14 protein-coding genes are annotated in these 16045 nt (G+C 71.5%); 9 read left to right on the forward strand and 5 right to left on the reverse strand.

Annotated features, from left to right (window positions below):
* The first annotated feature begins 6 nt into the window (after positions 1–6).
* The 6 genes from ACH4TL_RS30885 (at position 7) to ACH4TL_RS30910 (ending at position 7900) form a co-directional block, all read left to right on the forward strand.
* Positions 7–795 (forward strand): DUF6807 family protein, encoded by a 789-nt coding sequence (locus ACH4TL_RS30885; RefSeq protein WP_398323166.1) that lies wholly within the window; start codon positions 7–9, stop codon positions 793–795.
* Complete coding sequence (locus tag ACH4TL_RS30890; protein ID WP_398323168.1) at positions 792–2333, forward strand: glycoside hydrolase 43 family protein; 1542 nt, start codon at positions 792–794, stop codon at positions 2331–2333. Before ACH4TL_RS30885 ends, ACH4TL_RS30890 begins: the two co-directional genes overlap by 4 nt.
* A gap of 465 nt (positions 2334–2798) precedes the next feature.
* Positions 2799–4133, forward strand: coding sequence for an ABC transporter substrate-binding protein (locus ACH4TL_RS30895; RefSeq protein ID WP_398323170.1), 1335 nt, complete (start codon positions 2799–2801; stop codon positions 4131–4133).
* Positions 4134–4224: 91 nt separating this feature from the next.
* Complete coding sequence (locus tag ACH4TL_RS30900; RefSeq protein ID WP_398323172.1) at positions 4225–5040, forward strand: rhamnogalacturonan acetylesterase; 816 nt, start codon at positions 4225–4227, stop codon at positions 5038–5040.
* 53 nt (positions 5041–5093) lie between these two features.
* Entirely contained in the window at positions 5094–6386 is a 1293-nt protein-coding gene (locus tag ACH4TL_RS30905) for a polysaccharide lyase family 1 protein (protein WP_398323174.1), read from the forward strand.
* A gap of 293 nt (positions 6387–6679) precedes the next feature.
* Positions 6680–7900, forward strand: coding sequence for a right-handed parallel beta-helix repeat-containing protein (locus ACH4TL_RS30910; RefSeq protein WP_398323177.1), 1221 nt, complete (start codon positions 6680–6682; stop codon positions 7898–7900).
* 35 nt (positions 7901–7935) lie between these two features.
* On the opposite strand, the gene ACH4TL_RS30915 is transcribed toward ACH4TL_RS30910, so the two are convergent.
* Both ACH4TL_RS30915 and ACH4TL_RS30920 read right to left on the reverse strand, forming a co-directional pair.
* Positions 7936–8916 (reverse strand): aldo/keto reductase, encoded by a 981-nt coding sequence (locus ACH4TL_RS30915; protein ID WP_398323179.1) that lies wholly within the window; start codon positions 8914–8916, stop codon positions 7936–7938.
* A gap of 104 nt (positions 8917–9020) precedes the next feature.
* Positions 9021–9791, reverse strand: coding sequence for an IclR family transcriptional regulator (locus tag ACH4TL_RS30920; RefSeq protein ID WP_398323181.1), 771 nt, complete (start codon positions 9789–9791; stop codon positions 9021–9023).
* Positions 9792–9877: 86 nt separating this feature from the next.
* Here ACH4TL_RS30920 and ACH4TL_RS30925 point away from each other — a divergent pair, with 86 nt between their 5' ends.
* From ACH4TL_RS30925 to ACH4TL_RS30935, 3 genes are all read left to right on the forward strand, one after another.
* Positions 9878–11458 (forward strand): aldehyde dehydrogenase (NADP(+)), encoded by a 1581-nt coding sequence (locus ACH4TL_RS30925; RefSeq protein WP_398323371.1) that lies wholly within the window; start codon positions 9878–9880, stop codon positions 11456–11458.
* A 116-nt stretch (positions 11459–11574) separates the two neighbouring features.
* Entirely contained in the window at positions 11575–12228 is a 654-nt protein-coding gene (locus tag ACH4TL_RS30930) for a DsbA family oxidoreductase (RefSeq protein ID WP_398323183.1), read from the forward strand.
* A 70-nt stretch (positions 12229–12298) separates the two neighbouring features.
* Positions 12299–13342: an aminotransferase class V-fold PLP-dependent enzyme gene (locus ACH4TL_RS30935; protein ID WP_398323185.1), complete on the forward strand. Its 1044-nt coding sequence runs from the start codon at positions 12299–12301 to the stop codon at positions 13340–13342.
* Between the two features lie 78 nt (positions 13343–13420).
* Here the strand turns inward: ACH4TL_RS30935 and thpD are convergent, their stop codons facing one another.
* The 3 genes from thpD to ectB are packed head-to-tail and all read right to left on the reverse strand — an operon-like array spanning position 13421 to position 16021.
* Positions 13421–14308 carry an ectoine hydroxylase gene (gene thpD, locus ACH4TL_RS30940; protein ID WP_398323187.1) on the reverse strand — a complete coding sequence of 296 codons (888 nt, stop codon included), beginning with the start codon at positions 14306–14308 and terminating at the stop codon, positions 13421–13423.
* A gap of 4 nt (positions 14309–14312) precedes the next feature.
* A complete protein-coding gene (locus ACH4TL_RS30945) occupies positions 14313–14717 on the reverse strand; it encodes an ectoine synthase (protein ID WP_398323189.1) in 405 nt (134 codons plus the stop codon).
* A 41-nt stretch (positions 14718–14758) separates the two neighbouring features.
* Positions 14759–16021, reverse strand: a complete 1263-nt coding sequence (ectB, locus tag ACH4TL_RS30950; RefSeq protein ID WP_398323192.1) for a diaminobutyrate--2-oxoglutarate transaminase — start codon at positions 16019–16021, stop codon at positions 14759–14761.
* Between the last annotated feature and the right edge of the window lie 24 nt (positions 16022–16045).

Consider the following 16045-nt stretch of genomic DNA (forward strand, 5'->3'; position numbering starts at 1 on the left):
GCACGCATGAACGCATCCACGAACGCATCCATGAAGGCGTCCTTCACCAGCCGTCCCCCCTGCACGGTGCTGCGCCATGACAACCGGCCCGTCGGTACGTACGTGCACCGGCCGCAGCTCGCCGGGACGCTCGCCCCGCGCCCGTATCTGCACCCCGTACGGACCCTCGGCGGCATCACCGTCACCGACCAGTCGGGTGTGTTCCTGGCCGTCCCCGACGCCTACGGCGGCCAGCGCCATCTGGGCTGGCTGCTGCGCGACCCCGACGGATTCGTGGAGGAGCTGTCCTGGGGGGCACGCGGACGCCAACTGCTGCTGGAGCGGCGCACGGTCGCGGTGCGGCCCCTGTCGTCGGGGTGCTGGGCGCTGGACTTCACCACGGCGCTCACCAATGTGACCGGGCAGGAGGTCGTGATCGGCGGCGGGCCCTCCGGCGGTGGCTTCTTCTGGAGCGCCCCGCGCCGCCCGCAGCCGCCGCGGGTCCTCAGCGCGGGCGGCGAGGGCGAGGCCGCCGTCGACGGGCGGCCCGCGGACTGGGTGGCGCTGGCCGCCGAGGACTGGACGCTCGTCTTCGCCGGTGCGACCGGCGAAACCCGGTCCGCGCCCTGGTACGTCCGCGCCGGCGAGCACCCCGGCATCGGCTCGGCCCTGGCCACCCGCGGTCGGCCGCTGGCCATCGCCCCCGCCGACACCGTCACCCGGCGCATCGTCACCGCCGTCGCGGACGGCTGCCTGGAGCGGGGCGAGGCGGCGCGGATCGCGGGGCAGCTGTCGGACAAGGGGGCGGCGGTATGAGCGGGCGGGGGAGCGGGCTGGTGTGGCGGGCCGACCTCGGCGACGGTACGTACCGCAATCCGGTTTTGAACGCCGACTGGTCCGACCCGGACATCGTCCGCGTCGGCGAGGACTACTACCTCACCGCCTCCAGCTTCGGCCGCGCCCCCGGACTGCCCATCCTGCACTCCCGGGACCTGGTCAACTGGCGCCTCCTCGGCCACGCCCTGGAGCGGCTCGAACCCGCCGACGCCTTCGCCCTCCCGCGCCACGACTGCGGCGTCTGGGCACCCAGCATCCGCCACCACGACGGCCGCTTCTGGATCTTCTGGGGCGACCCCGACACCGGCGTCCACCAGATCAACGCCCGCGATCCACGCGGACCGTGGAGCGCCCCGCACCTGATCAAGCCCGGCAAGGGCCTGATCGACCCCTGCCCGCTGTGGGACGAAGACGGCAACGCCTTCCTCGTCCACGCCTGGGCCAAGTCCCGCTCCGGCGTGAACAACCGGCTCACCGGGCACCGCATGAGCCCCGACGGGCGGGAGCTGCTGGACGACGGCCGCAGCGTCGTCGACGGGGACACCGTCCCGGGATGGTTCACCCTCGAAGGGCCCAAGCTCTACCGGCGTGACGGCTGGTTCTGGATCTTCGCCCCGGCCGGAAGCGTCGAAACCGGCTGGCAGGGCGCCTTCCGCTCGCGCGACTTCTTCGGCCCGTACGAGGAGCGCACGATCCTGGCCCAGGGCCGCACCGACGTCAACGGCCCGCACCAGGGCGCGTGGGTCTCCACCCCGGAGGGCGAGGACTGGTTCCTGCACTTCCAGCAGCGCGGCGCGTACGGGCGGGTGGTGCACCTCCAGCCGATGGAGTGGGACGGCGACGGGTGGCCGGTCGTGGGGGACGGGGGCGAGCCGGTGGCCTGGTACCGCAAGCCGAAGGGCACGGCCGCGGCTCTCTGCGCTCCCGGGGTGGACGACGCCTTCCCCGACGGCTCCTACGGCCCCCAGTGGACCTGGACGGCCAACCCGGCGCCGGAGTGGACGACCGCCCACGACGGCCCGGGGTTGTGGCTGACCTGCCACCCGAACGGTGCGGCCGAGGATGTGCGCGCCCTGCCGAACGTCCTGGTCCAACGCCTCCCCGCCGAATCCTTCACGGCCACGGTGGACCTGGCGCTGCACAGCCGGACCGTGGGCGCCAGGGCCGGGCTGGGGGTCCTTGGCGACGCATACGGATGGATCGGCCTGGAGCGTTCGCCGGACGGTGTCCGCCTGGTGCACCGCTTCGCCAGCGTGAGCATGGAGCGCGAACGGGACGCGGAGCATCCCCGCCCGGCGCCCGAGGCCCGGGCCCGCCTCCGCATCGAGGTCGGGCCCGGGGCCCGCTGCCGATTCTCCGCCGACACGGGTGACGGCTTCCGCCCCTCGGGCCCGGTCTTCGCCGCCACGCCCTGGCGCTGGGTCGGCGCCCTCCTGGCCCTCTTCGCCACGTCCCCCCAACCGTCCCCGGGCCACGCCGCCTTCACCGACTTCCACGTGACGGACGGAGCCGAGTGATGGACATGTCCCCCACCCCGCCCCTCCCTGAAACTGGGGGGCTCCGCCCCCAGCCCCCCACGGGGCTCCGCCCCCGCCCCCACGGGGCTCCGCCCCGGAACGGCGCCTGGGCGGCGCCAGCCCGCCGGGTTGTGGGCAGGCGTTCCGCGGGGCGGGACGGGTGGGCACAACCCGGCCCGCACTGGGCCACGCGCCGTGCCCACGGCGGTGCTCGCCCTGGCGGCCACCGACCCGCGGCTGCGCTCCACCCCCGCGGAGCCGGGACGAACCGTGCCGGGGCCGCGCCCCTGGCCCACTGCGGGCCCGCTTCACCGCGTACCGCAACACCGGACCGGGCGCGGCGAAAACAGTCCCCGCCGCGACACATCCGCAGATGAACGAGGCCGACGCAACCCATCACGAGGCCGCCGACTACCTCGCAGGGACGGACGGCTGGGCACCCCAACACACCAGGAGATGCGCACCATGAAGCAACGATCCCCGCACCGCAGAGCCGCCGCCGCGGCCGCCGCCGTCCTCGCCCTCGGGCTCACCGCCACCGCGTGCGGTGACGACGGGTCGTCGACCGGGGAGGAGGGGTCCGGCAAGGGGACGATCACGTTCTGGGACAACAACGGCGGTCCCCGGACGAAGGTCTGGAAGAAGATCATCGCCAAGTTCGAGGCCAAGAACCCCGACATCAAGGTCAAGTACGTTCCGATCCCGATCACCAACGTGCAGTCCAAGTACGACACCGCCATCCAGAGCGGCGGCGACAGCCTCCCCGACGTCGGCGGCGTCGGCACCGCGTACCTGGCGAACCTCGCCGCGCAGGGCGCCCTGGACCCGGTCACCGACCGGATCGAGGACAGCCCCCTCAAGGGCAAGCTGATCAAGAACATGGTGGACAGCGTCCGCGCCGCGGGCGGGGGCGACAAGGAGCTGTACTCCGTCCCGACCTCGGCCAACCAGGGCACCCTCTGGTACCGCACGGACCTCTTCAAGTCCGCGAATCTGCCCGCCCCGACGACCTGGGACGCCTTCTACAAGGCCGCCGACAAGCTGACCGACAAGGGCAAGAACAAGTTCGGCTTCACCCTCCGCGGCGGCGCGGGCTCCGTCGCCCAGGCGCTGGACATGATGTACGCCCAGTCCGGCATCGCCTCGTTCTGGGACGGCGACAAGACGACCCTGAACGACCCCAAGAACGTCGCCGCGCTGGAGAAGTACGTCGCCCTCTTCAAGAAGGTCACGCCCTCCGCCGACCTGAACAACGACTTCGCCAAGATGGTCGCCCAGTTCGACCAGGGCGACATCGGCATGCTCCAGCACAACCTCGGCTCCTACGTCGACCACGTCAAGCAGCTCGGCAAGGACAAGGTCGCGGGCATACCGCTGCCCCCGTCCCGGGCCGGATCGGCCCGTACGATCGTCTCCAACCCGGTCGACGGCCTCGGCCTCTTCAAGGCGAGCAAGAACAAGGCGGCGGCCTGGAAGTTCATCGAGTTCGCGGCCTCGCCGGAGATGAACAGCCTCTGGAACGAGGACGTCGGCGCGATCCCCGCCAACGTCGGCGCCGCGGACGACAGCTGGATCAGCGAGGCCCCGCCCACCAAGGCCGCCCTGGAGTCGCTGAACGACCCGAAGACGAAGATCGTCCAGCTGCCGTACTACCTCCCGGACTGGAACAACATCAGCAAGGCCGACAACGAGCCCAGCTTCCAGAAGGTGCTGCTCGGCCAGATGACCGCCAAGGCGTTCTGCGACAAGGTCGCGGGCGAGCTGAACAAGGCCCAGGCCGACTGGAAGAAGCACCAGTAGAGGCCGCGAACACCCCACGTGCTCGGGGCGGCCGCACCGCACCGGCGGCCGCCCCGTCCCCCTCCCCGTACGCCCGTACGAAAGGTTTGCCATGCCCTTGACCCGAAGACGCGCGGCCGCCGCCCTCGGCGCGTTGCCCCTCGCCCTGGCCGCAACGACCGGCACGGCAGCCGCCTCCGCCAAGAGGGCCCGCACCACCGTCTACCTCGCGGGCGACTCCACCGCCGCGACCAAGAGCCCCACCGCCGCGCCCGAGACCGGCTGGGGCATGGCCCTGCCGTTCTTCCTGGCGGACGACCGCTTCACGGTCGCCAACCACGCCGTCAACGGCCGCAGTTCCAAGAGCTTCTACGACGAGGGCAGGCTCGCGCCCATCCTGGCCGCCCTCCGCCCCGGCGACCTCCTCCTCGTCCAGTTCGGCCACAACGACGAGAAGACCGAGGACCCGGCGCGCGGCACCGATCCGCAGACCACGTATCCGCAGTATCTGCGGCTCTACCTCGACGGTGCGCGCGAGCGCGGCGCCCGCCCCGTGCTGCTGACCTCGGTCGAGCGCCGCAAGTTCGACGCCGCGGGCAACGCCCAGCCCACCCACGGCGCGTACCCCGACGCCGTACGCCGCCTCGCCCGCGCCGAGGGCGTACCGCTGCTCGACATCCAGGCGTCCAGCATCGCGCTGTGGCAGCGGCTCGGGCCCGAGGCCACCAAGGACTACTTCGACTGGCTGGAGCCGGGGGAGTCGCCCAACTACCCGAGCGGGCTCCAGGACAACACCCACTTCCAGCCGCACGGCGCGATCGAGGTGGCCCGGCTCGTCGCGCGCGAGCTGGTGGCCCGGCGGGTGCTGCGGCCGCGCGAGGTCCGGCGGCTGGACGCCGTGGTCCCGGACAGCTGGATCACCTGGTAGCGCGACCCCGCCACTCCGCCACCCCTCCCCCCCTTTCCTTTTCAGGAGCCGTCATGTTCAGACGTCATGCCCGCGTGGCCGCCGTGCTCGGCTGTGCCGCACTCGCCCTCGGCGTGGCCCAGGGCCCGTCGGCCGCCGCCCAGTCGCCCGGGGGCGCCCTCCCGGCCGGGGACGGCTGGGCCTCCGCCGACGGCGGCACCACCGGCGGCGCCAAGGCCGACACGGCGCACACCTTCACCGTCACCAACCGCGCCGAGCTGGTGAAGGCCCTCGGCGACGGGGACGCCACCCCCAGGCTGATCTACGTCAAGGGCACGATCGACGCCAACACCGACGCCGCCGGAAAGCCGCTGTCCTGCGCCGACTACGCGACCGACGGCTACTCCCTGGACGCGTACCTGAGCGCGTACGACCCCGCCACCTGGGGCAAGGCCGCGCCGTCCGGCCCGCAGGAGGACGCCCGCGCCGCGTCCGCCGCCCGCCAGTACGAGCGCGTCGAGCTGAAGGTGGGCTCGAACACCACGATCCTCGGCGTCGGCCGGAACGCCCGGCTGCTCGGCGCCAGCCTCCAGATCCGGGGCGTGGACAACGTGATCGTCCGGAACCTCACCTTCGAGGACGCCTACGACTGCTTCCCCGCCTGGGACCCGACCGACGGCGACGACGGCAACTGGAACTCCGAGTACGACAACCTGGTGGTGTACGGCTCCACCCACGTCTGGGTCGACCACAACACGTTCACCGACGGCCGCCGCCCCGACAGCGCCCAGCCCAGCTACTACGGCCGCCTGTTCCAGCAGCACGACGGGGAGATGGACGTGGTGCGCGGCGCCGACCTCGTGACCGCGTCCTGGAACGTGTTCGCCGACCACGACAAGACGCTGATGATCGGCAACAGCGACAGCGCGGGCGCCACCGACCGCGGCAAGCTCCGGGTCACGCTCCATCACAACCTCTTCAAGAACATCGTGGAGCGCGCCCCGCGGGTGCGGTTCGGCAAGGTCGACGCGTACAACAACCACTTCGTGGCGCCGAAGAGCGGCTACGCGTACAGCTGGGGCGTCGGCGTCGAGTCCCAGCTCTACGCCGAGGCCAACGCTTTCACGGTGCCCTCCTCCGTCGACCCCGCGAAGATCATCAAGAAGTGGAAGGGCACGGCGCTGACCGCGAAGAACAACCAGGTCGGCGGCAAGGCGGCCGACCTCCTCGCGCTCCACAACGCGGGCGTCCCCGATGAGCAGCTGGGCGGCGACGCGTGCTGGACCCCGAGCCTGCGCACCCGCGTCGACGCACCGGGCGCGGTACCGGGGATCGTCGCCAAGGACGCGGGCGCGGGCCGCCTCTGACGGTCCGCCCGCCCCCGAACGGGGGAGGCCGGGCGTCAACTGGCCCCGCCCGGCCTCCCCTTCACTCTGTCCTCACCCGATCCCGCACAACGGTCAACTTCAATTGGACTGCCGGGCAATGCGGTCGCAGAATGATCAAGAGCTGCCATGCCCTATCGCTGGACGATCGTGATTCCGTAATCTGAGAATCCTCGATACGGCGGCAACCTAATCTGGATCGGCGGCAACTACGCCATGGAGCGGGTCGTCCAGGATCCCACGGCCCGCTCTCTCGACGCAGAACAGGAGTTGCCATGAGAGTGAGGCGAAGCCGCGGACGCCATCGCCGTCGCAAGGACCGCACGCTGCCGCTCGGCAGCGCGGTGATCGTGGCATCGGCCGTGGCCGGGGTGTACCTGACCGCCTCCCCGGACGGTGCGAGCGCCGTCCCGACCACCGTCTATGTGGCACCCGGCGGCAGCGACAGCCAGACGGGCACGCTGGCGGCCCCGTACCGCACGCTGGAGCGGGCGTTCGCGGCGGCGAAGCCCGGCACCACCATCGAGGTGCGCGGCGGTACGTACTACCCGACCCGGACCCTGCGCAGCTCCGTGAGCGGCACCGCGGGGGACCGCGTCCAGCTGCGTCCTTACCAGGGCGAGAAGGTGCGCCTCGACGGCTCCCGGCTCCGCGACGGCGCCTCGCTGCTCTCCCTCAGCGCCGACTACTGGACCGTCTCCGGCCTCGAACTGCGCAACGCCCCCGGCGGCGGCCTGGTCTGCACCTCCTGTTCGCGCGGGGTCTTCAACAACCTCAGCACCCACGGCAACGGCGACACCGGGTTCACCCTCCGCGGCGACGACACCGACGGCAACCTCATCCGGAACCTGGACTCCTACGGCAACCACGACGACGCCACCGGCGGCAAGAGGGCCGACGGCATCGCGATCACCCATGGCTCCGGCTCCGGCAACGTGATCACCGGCTCGCGCTTCTTCGACAACAGCGACGACGGCCTCGACCTGTGGATGTGGGCCAGCCCGGTCGGCATCGACCACTCCTGGGCCTGGGGCAACGGCGTCAACCGCTGGGGCATCCGCGACTTCGTGGGCGACGGCAGCGGCTTCCAGCTCGGCGCCGACACCGACTCGGCCCCCACCCCCGCCCATGTCGTGCGGGCGTCCGCCGCCTGGAAGAACTCCAAGGACGGCTTCGCCGCCGGCGGCAACACCGGCGCCCTGCGGCTGCTGCGCACCACCGCCTACGCCAACGAGGGCCGGGGCTACTCCTTCCCCGACTCCAGCGTCCTGCTCCAGCAGAACCTCGCCGTCGCCAACGCCCGCGGCAAGGCCGACACCGGCGAGCTGGCGGTCTCCCGCGGCAACAACTGGCAGCCCGACGCCTCGATCACCCCGCCCTTCGTGAGCACCGACCCGGGCACGGCGTACCAGGCCCGGCGGCAGGACGGCGCGCTGCCCGTGACCAGCTTCCTGATGGTCGCCGGTGCCACGGAGGTCGGCTCGACCATGAACTGACGGGGGTGAACCGAGCGCCACCGGGCCGTGAGCGGTCAGGAGTGGCCCATGATGGCGCGCGGGCGGTACGGGGCCTCCAGCCGCGCGATCTCGTCCTCCGTGAGCGTCAGGTCCACCGCCGCCACCGCGTCCTCCAGATGGGACAGCTTCGTGGCGCCGACGATCGGCGCGGTCACGGCGGGGCGGCCGAGCAGCCAGGCCAGGGCGACCTGGGCGGGGGAGACGCCGCGCTCCCCGGCGACCTCGCGCACCGCGTCGACGATGTCGAACTCGGCGTCCGCGTACCACCGCTCGACCAGCGGGTCGTTGGCGGCGCGGGTCGTGGTGCCGGTGCGGTCGCGGTCGCGGGTCCCGGCCAGCAGACCGCGGGCCAGCGGGCTCCACGGGATGACGCCGACGCCCTGGTCGAGGCAGAGCGGGTTCATCTCCCGCTCCTCCTCCCGGTAGAGCAGGTTGTAGTGGTTCTGCATGGAGACGAACCGCGTCCAGCCGTGCGTGTCGGCCGTGTGCTGGGCCTTCGCGAACTGCCACGCGTACATCGAGGACGCGCCGATGTAACGGGCCTTCCCGGCGCGCACCACATCGTGCAGCGCCTCCATCGTCTCCTCGATGGGCGTCTCGTCGTCGTAGCGGTGGATCTGGTACAGGTCGACATGATCGGTGCGAAGACGCCGCAGCGAGGCGTCGATCCCGGCCATGATGTGCTTGCGGGACAGGCCCCGGTCGTTGGGGCCCGGGCCCATCGGGTTGTAGACCTTGGTGGCCAGCACATAGTCGTCGCGGTGCGGAAAGCACTCGGCCAGCAGCTCGCCGGTGATCTCCTCGCTCCGGCCGACCGCGTACATGTCGGCGGTGTCGAAGAACGTGACCCCGCTCTCCACCGCCCGCCGCACGATCGGCCGGGACGCGTCGATGTCCAGCTGCCAGGCCCGGAACGAGGGGTCGCCGAAGCTCATCATCCCCAGACAGATCCGCGACACCTTGATCCCCGACATGCCCAGTCGCGCGTACTCCACGGCGGTCTCCTCTCCCGGCCCTTAAGGCTTCGGCCTTGGCTTCGGCCGGTCACAGGAGACCACTCCGCACGCTCGATGTCAGCCCCTCAGAGGCCCGCGGCGCGTCAGAGGCGGCGGGTGGCGAGGGTGAGGCGGTCGCGGGCGTCGAACAGCGCGTCCTTGATCATCTGCTCATGGGCCGTGGTCAGCCGGGCCACCGGCACCGAGCAGCTGATGGCGTCCCGGGACGGGGTGCGGTAGGGGATGGCGATGCCGAAGCAGCGCAGGCCCAGCGTGTTCTCCTCGCGGTCCACCGCGTACCCCTGCTCGCGGATGAGGTGCAGCTCCTCGATCAGCTTCTCGCGGTCGGTGATCGTGTGCTCGGTGAGCGGGCTCAGCGTCTCCGGGAGCAGCTTGCGCACCTGCTCGTCGGTGTACGTGGCCAGCAGCGCCTTGCCCAGGGAGGTGGAGTGGGCCGGAAGGCGGCGGCCGACGCGGGTGAAGGGGCGCAGATAGTGCTGCGACTGGCGGGTGGCGAGGTAGACCACGTTGGTGCCGTCGAGCCGGGCGAGGTGGATGGTCTCGGTGGTGTCGTCCGAGAGCCGGTCCAGGGTGGGCCGGGCCGCGGCCACGACCTCGTCGCCGTCGATGTACGAGGTGCCGACGAGCAGCGCCCGCACCCCGATGCCGTACCGGGTGCCGGTCGCGTCCGTCTCCACCCAGCCCAGCTCGACGAGCGTGCGCAGCAACATGTACAAACTCGACTTGGGGTAGCCCACGGCCTCCTGCACGGAGGCCAGGCTGTGCATTCCGGGCCGTCCGGCGAAGAACTCCAGCAGTTCGACCGTGCGGACCGCCGACTTGACCTGGGCCCCGCCCGTCTCGGCAGCTGTCATCGCCTTGACCCCTCTGTTCGACCAGCCATAGAGTCCCGATGGAATTCATCAACCGGGACAGCGTTCAGCATATCGAACACCCGTCGATGTGCGAGACGCAAGCAGCGGGAACACAGCAGGAGGAATCCGCGGTGTCAGCACCAGTGTGGAGCGTCGACCCCCGAACCGGGAAGCAGCGCGAGCAGGTAGCGGTCGAAGCCACGGCGGAGGAGGTCGACAAGGTCGTGCGGGCGGCCGACGCCGCACGCGGCGCCCTCGCCGACCGTACGGTGCGCGCCGCCTTCCTGCGCACCGCCGCCGATCTGCTCGACGAGGCCCGTGACACGCTGGTCGAGGCCGCCGACGCCGAGACCGCGCTCGGCCCGGCCCGGCTCACCGGCGAGCTGGCCCGTACCAGCTACCAGCTCCGCTCCTTCGCGAAGGTCGTGGACGAGGGCGCCTTCCTCGACGTCCACGTCGACCACGCCGACGCCACCCAGACCCCGCCGTGGCCCGACCTGCGGCGCTACAAGCTGCCGCTCGGCGTCGTCGCCGTCTACGCCGCCAGCAACTTCCCGCTGGCCTTCTCCGTCCCCGGCGGCGACACCGCCAGCGCCCTCGCGGCGGGCTGCCCGGTCGTCGTCAAGGCGCACCCCGACCACCCCGCGACCTCCGAGGTGGCCGCCTCCGCGCTGCGCCGGGCCGCCGAGCAGGTCGGACTGCCCGCCGACGTGATCTCCGTGGTGCACGGCTTCGACGCGGGGATCGAACTCATCAAGCACCCGCTGACCGCCGCCGCGGGCTTCACCGGTTCGATCCGCGGCGGCCGCGCGCTGTACGACGCCGCGGCCGCCCGCCCGGTGCCGATCCCCTTCCACGGCGAACTGGGCAGCCTCAACCCGGTCGTGGTCACCGAGGCGGCCGCCGCCGAGCGCGGCGAGCAGATCGGCTCCGGCCTCGGCGGCTCGATGACGCTGGGCGTGGGCCAGTTCTGCACCAAGCCCGGCTTCGTGCTGGCGCCCGCGGGCGCGGCCGGTGACGCGCTGGTCAAGTCGCTCACCGAGGCCGTCAGCAATACCGATGCCGGGGTGCTGCTCGACCACCGCATGCGGGACAACTTCGTGGCCGGGGTCAAGGAGCGGGCCGAGCTGGCCGACGTCGAGGCCCCGGTGACCCCGGGCTCCGGCGGCGAGCACAGCGTCAGCCCCGGCTTCCTCACCGTCCCGGCCGCCCGCCTCGCCGAGGAGGGCGCGCACGACGTGCTGCTGGAGGAGTGCTTCGGCCCGGTGACCGTCGTCGCCCGCTACGAGAGCGACGCCGAGATCTCCGCCGTCCTCGGGCGCCTCCAGGGCAACCTGACCGCCACCGTCCAGATCTCCGCCGCCGAGGCCGAGGGCACCGAGGGCCGGGCCGGTGAGCTGATCGCCGAGCTGACCCCGCTCGCGGGCCGGGTCCTGGTCAACGGCTGGCCGACCGGCGTTGCCGTCGCCCCCGCCCAGCACCACGGCGGCCCGTACCCGGCGACCACCTCCACCTCCACCTCGGTCGGCGGCACCGCCATCGAGCGCTGGCTGCGGCCGGTCAGCTACCAGGACACCCCGGCCGCGCTGCTCCCGCCGGAGCTGCGCGACGACAACCCGCTCGGGCTGCCCCGCCGGGTGAACGGCATCCGGGAACAGCAGGGCTGACCCTCTGGTGACGGCACGGCCGTCGGGCGCGCGGACTGGCCCGCGTACCCGGCGGCCGTCGCGCTTTCCGGGGCCGGGTGCGGGAAGGAATCCGGCGCTCCGGCGGTTCACCCTCCATGCGCGTAGAAATCTGGTCCGACATAGCCTGCCCGTGGTGTTACATCGGCAAGGCCCGCTTCGAACAGGGCCTCGCCGCCTTCGCCCACCGGGACGAGGTCGAGGTGGTGCACCGCTCGTTCGAGCTGGCCCCGGACAGCCCCCGCGGCGAGACCGGCCCCGTCCTCGACATGCTCGCGTCCAAGTACGGCGTGTCGCGCGAGCAGGCCGAGGCCATGGAGGCCCGGGTGGCCGAGGCCGCCGCCGACGCCGGGCTCGGCTGGCACCCCGGCCGCGACAACGGCAACACCTTCGACCTCCACCGGCTGCTGCACCTCGCCAAGGACCGCGGCTGCCAGGGCCGCCTGCTCGACCTGCTCCTCACGGCGCACTTCGCCGAGGAGCGTTCCGTCTTCGACCCCGCCACGCTGGCCGCCCTGGCCGCCGACGCCGGGCTCGACCCCGAGGAGGCGCGTGCGGTGCTCGCCGACGAGAGCCGTTACGCCGACGCCGTACGGGCCGACGAACGCGAGGCCGCGGAGCTCGGCGCGAACGCCGTCCCCTTCTTCGTCCTCGATCGCCGCTTCGGGGTCTCCGGCGGTCAGCCGGCCGAGGTCTTCACCCAAGCGCTCACCCAGGCGTGGGAATCGTTGCAGGTCAGCGGGGCGAATTAGCAACGCTGACGGGCACCTTCCACAGATATGCGATGGACGCCGGGGTGGGCCCGTCCCATAGTGGATGGACATGGAGAGCCTGGCGGGCGCCGAGTTCGCGCCACAGACGACGTATCTCAACACCGCCTCCGGCGGTCTGATCCCCGCACGCTCCGTGGCCGCCGTGAAGGCCGCCCTCGACGACGCGGCCGCCGGCGGCCCCTACGCCGATGTGGCCTTCGAGGCGGTCGAGGAGACCCGGGCCGCCTACGCCCGGCTGGTCGGCGTCCCCGCACGGCGGGTCGCGGCGGGCGCCTCGGTCGCCGTCTACGCGGGCCTGATCGCCACCTCGCTGCCGTCCGGCGCGGAAGTCCTCACCACCGAGGGCGACTTCAGCTCGCTGGTCAACCCCTTCGCCGTACGCCGCGACCTCACGCTGCGCAGCGCGCCGCTGGAGGAGCTGGCGGACGCGGTACGGCCGGACACCGCGCTGGTCGCGGTGAGCGCCGTCCAGTCGGCGGACGGCCGGATCGCCGACCTCGACGCCATCCGGGACGCCGCCCGGGCGCACGGGGCGCGCACCCTGGTGGACCTCAGCCAGGCCGTCGGCTGGCTGCCGGTGAGCGCCGGGGCGGCCGACTTCACCGTGGCCATCGGCTTCAAGTGGCTGATGTGCCCGCGCGGCACCGCCTTCCTCACCGTGCCCGAGGACCTGGGCGGCCTGACCCCGGTCTTCGCGGGCTGGGTCGCGGGGGAGCAGCCGTGGGACAGCTGCTACGGGCCGATCGCCGAGCTGGCCCGTTCGGCGCGGCGCTACGACGAGAGCCCGAGCCTGTTCTCGTACGTCGGGGCCCGGCACTCGCTCGCCCTGCTCCACGAGCTGGGCACCGAGGCCGTCCGCTCCCACGACCTGGCGCTCGCCGACCGCTACCGCGCCGGGATCACCGCCCTGGGGCACTCCTGCCGTCCCGCCCCCGGCTCGGCGATCGTCTCCGTACCCGGGCTCGGCGAGGCCGCGCCCCGGCTGGCGAAGGCGGACGTCCACGTCTCGGCGCGGGCCGGGAATCTGCGCGCCGCGTTCCACCTCTACAACACGGCCGCCGACGTGGACCGGCTGCTGGAGGCCCTGGCGTAGGGCGGAAACGCAGGTGGCCAGGGGGAGGGCGTCGTACCGCCCTCCCCCTGGCCATCCACGGTCACGGGGACCAGTGGCTCACCGCACCGGGGTGAAGTCCCGGGCCCCGATGAACTCCGGCCGCCGCACGGGCGCCGCGAACGGCTCCACCGCCGTGTTCTCCACGCTGTTGAACACGATGAAGACGTTGCTGCGCGAGTAGGGCGTGATGTTGTCGCCCGAGCCGTGCATGCAGTTGCAGTCGAACCAGGTCGCCGAACCGGCCTTGCCGGTGAACAGCTTGATGCCGTGCTTGTCGGCGAAGCCGGACAGTGCCTCGTCGGACGGGGTGCCCGCGTCCTGCATCTGGAGCGACTTCTTGTAGTTGTCCTTCGGCGTCTCGCCCGAGCAGCCGAGGAACGTACGGTGCGACCCCGGCATGATCATGAGGCCGCCGTTGGTGTCGTAGTTCTCGGTGAGGGCGATCGAGACCGACACGGTCCGCATGTTCGGCAGCCCGTCCTCGGCGTGCCAGGTCTCGAAGTCCGAGTGCCAGTAGAAGCCCGAGGCCCCGAAACCCGGCTTGACGTTGATCCGGCTCTGGTGGACGTAGACGTCCGAACCGAGGATCTGCCGTGCGCGACCCACGACTCGCGGGTCGCGCACCAGGTTCGCGAAGACCTCGCTGATCCGGTGCACCTCGAACACCGACCGTACGGCCTGCGACTTCGGCTCGATGACCGAGCGCTCGTCGGCGCGCACGTCCGGATCGGCCATCAGCCGGTCCAGCTCGGCGCGGTAGGCCGTGACCTCGTCCGGAGTGATGAGCTGGTCGATCGCCAGGAAGCCATCGCGATCGAAATCGCTCAGCTCGGACGGCTGCATCGGGCCCTCGGCACCGGGCTCGGACCACACGACGGGGTCCACGCGGGGCGTGGCCACCTCGAGGGGACCGCGGGTCGGGTACAGGTCAGTGACCGTGGTCATCGGATCATGCCTCCTCGGTCTCGGTGATCAGGGGGTAAACCCCATTCTCATCATGGTCCTCCCGTCCAGTGATCGGCGGGTTGAAGACGCAAACGCACCGGAAGTCTTTTTTGATCCGCATGGTGTGCTTCTCGTGGCCGTCCAGCAGATACATCGTGCCGGGCGTGATGATGTGCTTCTCACCGTTCTCGTCGTTGGTGAGCTCGGCTTCGCCCTCGACGCAGAGGACCGCTTCGATGTGGTTGGCGTACCACATGGACGTCTCGGTGCCCGCGTAGAGCGTGGTCTCGTGGAGCGAGAAGCCGACCTTCTCCCGCGCGAGCACGATGCGCTTGCTCTCCCACGTACCCGACTTGGCCTTTACATGCCTATCGGTTCCCTCGATGTCCTTGAAGGATCGGACGATCACGGTGAGTCGCTACCTTTCTCGAGTTACGTTACTGCGGGTGTTCAGGCGGTTTCGCGGACCGCCCGGGCGAGGATCCGCAGACCCTCGTCCAGCTCGTCGGGCGTCATCGTCAGCGCCGGCAGCAGCTTGACGACCTCGCTCTCCGGGCCGGAGGTCTCGACCAGCAGGCCGAGCTCGAAGGCGCGCTTGCAGACGGCCGAGGCGCGCGGCTTGTCCTCGAACTCCATGCCCCACACCAGGCCGCGGCCGCGGAAGGAGATGCCGGTCCCCTCCTCGCAGATGGCGCGCAGCCCCTGCTCGACCTGCTCGCCGCGGGCCAGGGTCTGCTTCTCCATCTGGCCGTCGGCCCAGTAGGTGTCCAGGGTCGCGGCGGCGGTCACGAACGCGGGGTTGTTGCCACGGAACGTGCCGTTGTGCTCACCAGGCTCCCAGATGTCCAGCTCCGGCTTGAAGAGGGTGAGCGCGAGCGGCAGGCCGTAACCGCTGATCGACTTGGAGACCGTGACGATGTCCGGGGTGATGCCCGCCTCCTCGAAGGAGAAGAAGGCACCGGTGCGGCCGCAGCCCATCTGGATGTCGTCGACGATCAGCAGCATGTCCTGGCGCTCGCAGAGCTCGGACAGGGCGCGCAGCCACTCGGCGCGGGCGACGTTGATGCCGCCCTCGCCCTGGACGGTCTCGACGATCACGGCGGCGGGCTTGTTCAGGCCGGAACCCTGGTCCTCGAGCAGCCGCTCGAACCACAGGAAGTCCTCGACCGCGCCGTCGAAGTAGTTGTCGAACGGCATCGGGGTGCCGTGGACCAGCGGGATACCGGCACCGGCCCGCTTGAAGGCGTTGCCGGTCACGGCGAGCGAGCCCAGCGACATGCCGTGGAAGGCGTTGGTGAACGAGACGATCGACTCGCGCCCCTTGACCTTACGGGCCAGCTTCAGCGCGGCCTCGACCGCGTTGGTGCCCGTCGGGCCCGGGAACATGACCTTGTAGGGCAGGTCACGCGGGCGCAGGATGTTGTTCTGGAACGACTCCAGGAACGCGCGCTTGGCCGTGGTGGACATGTCGAGACCGTGCGTGACGCCGTCACGCTCGATGTAGTCGATCAGCGCGCGTTTCAGGACCGGGTTGTTGTGGCCGTAGTTGAGCGACCCGGCACCGGCGAAGAAGTCGAGATAGGTGTGGCCGTCCTCGTCGTACATGTGGCTGCCCTGCGCGCGGTCGAAGACGGCAGGCCAACCGCGGCAGTAGCTGCGCACCTCCGACTCCAGGGCCTCGAAGACGCTCAGGGCGGGCGGGGTGATGGTCACAGCATTCTCCTGGGAGATGAGTGC

The organism is Streptomyces sp. NPDC021115, from assembly GCF_044333065.1.
Taxonomy (GTDB): domain Bacteria; phylum Actinomycetota; class Actinomycetes; order Streptomycetales; family Streptomycetaceae; genus Streptomyces.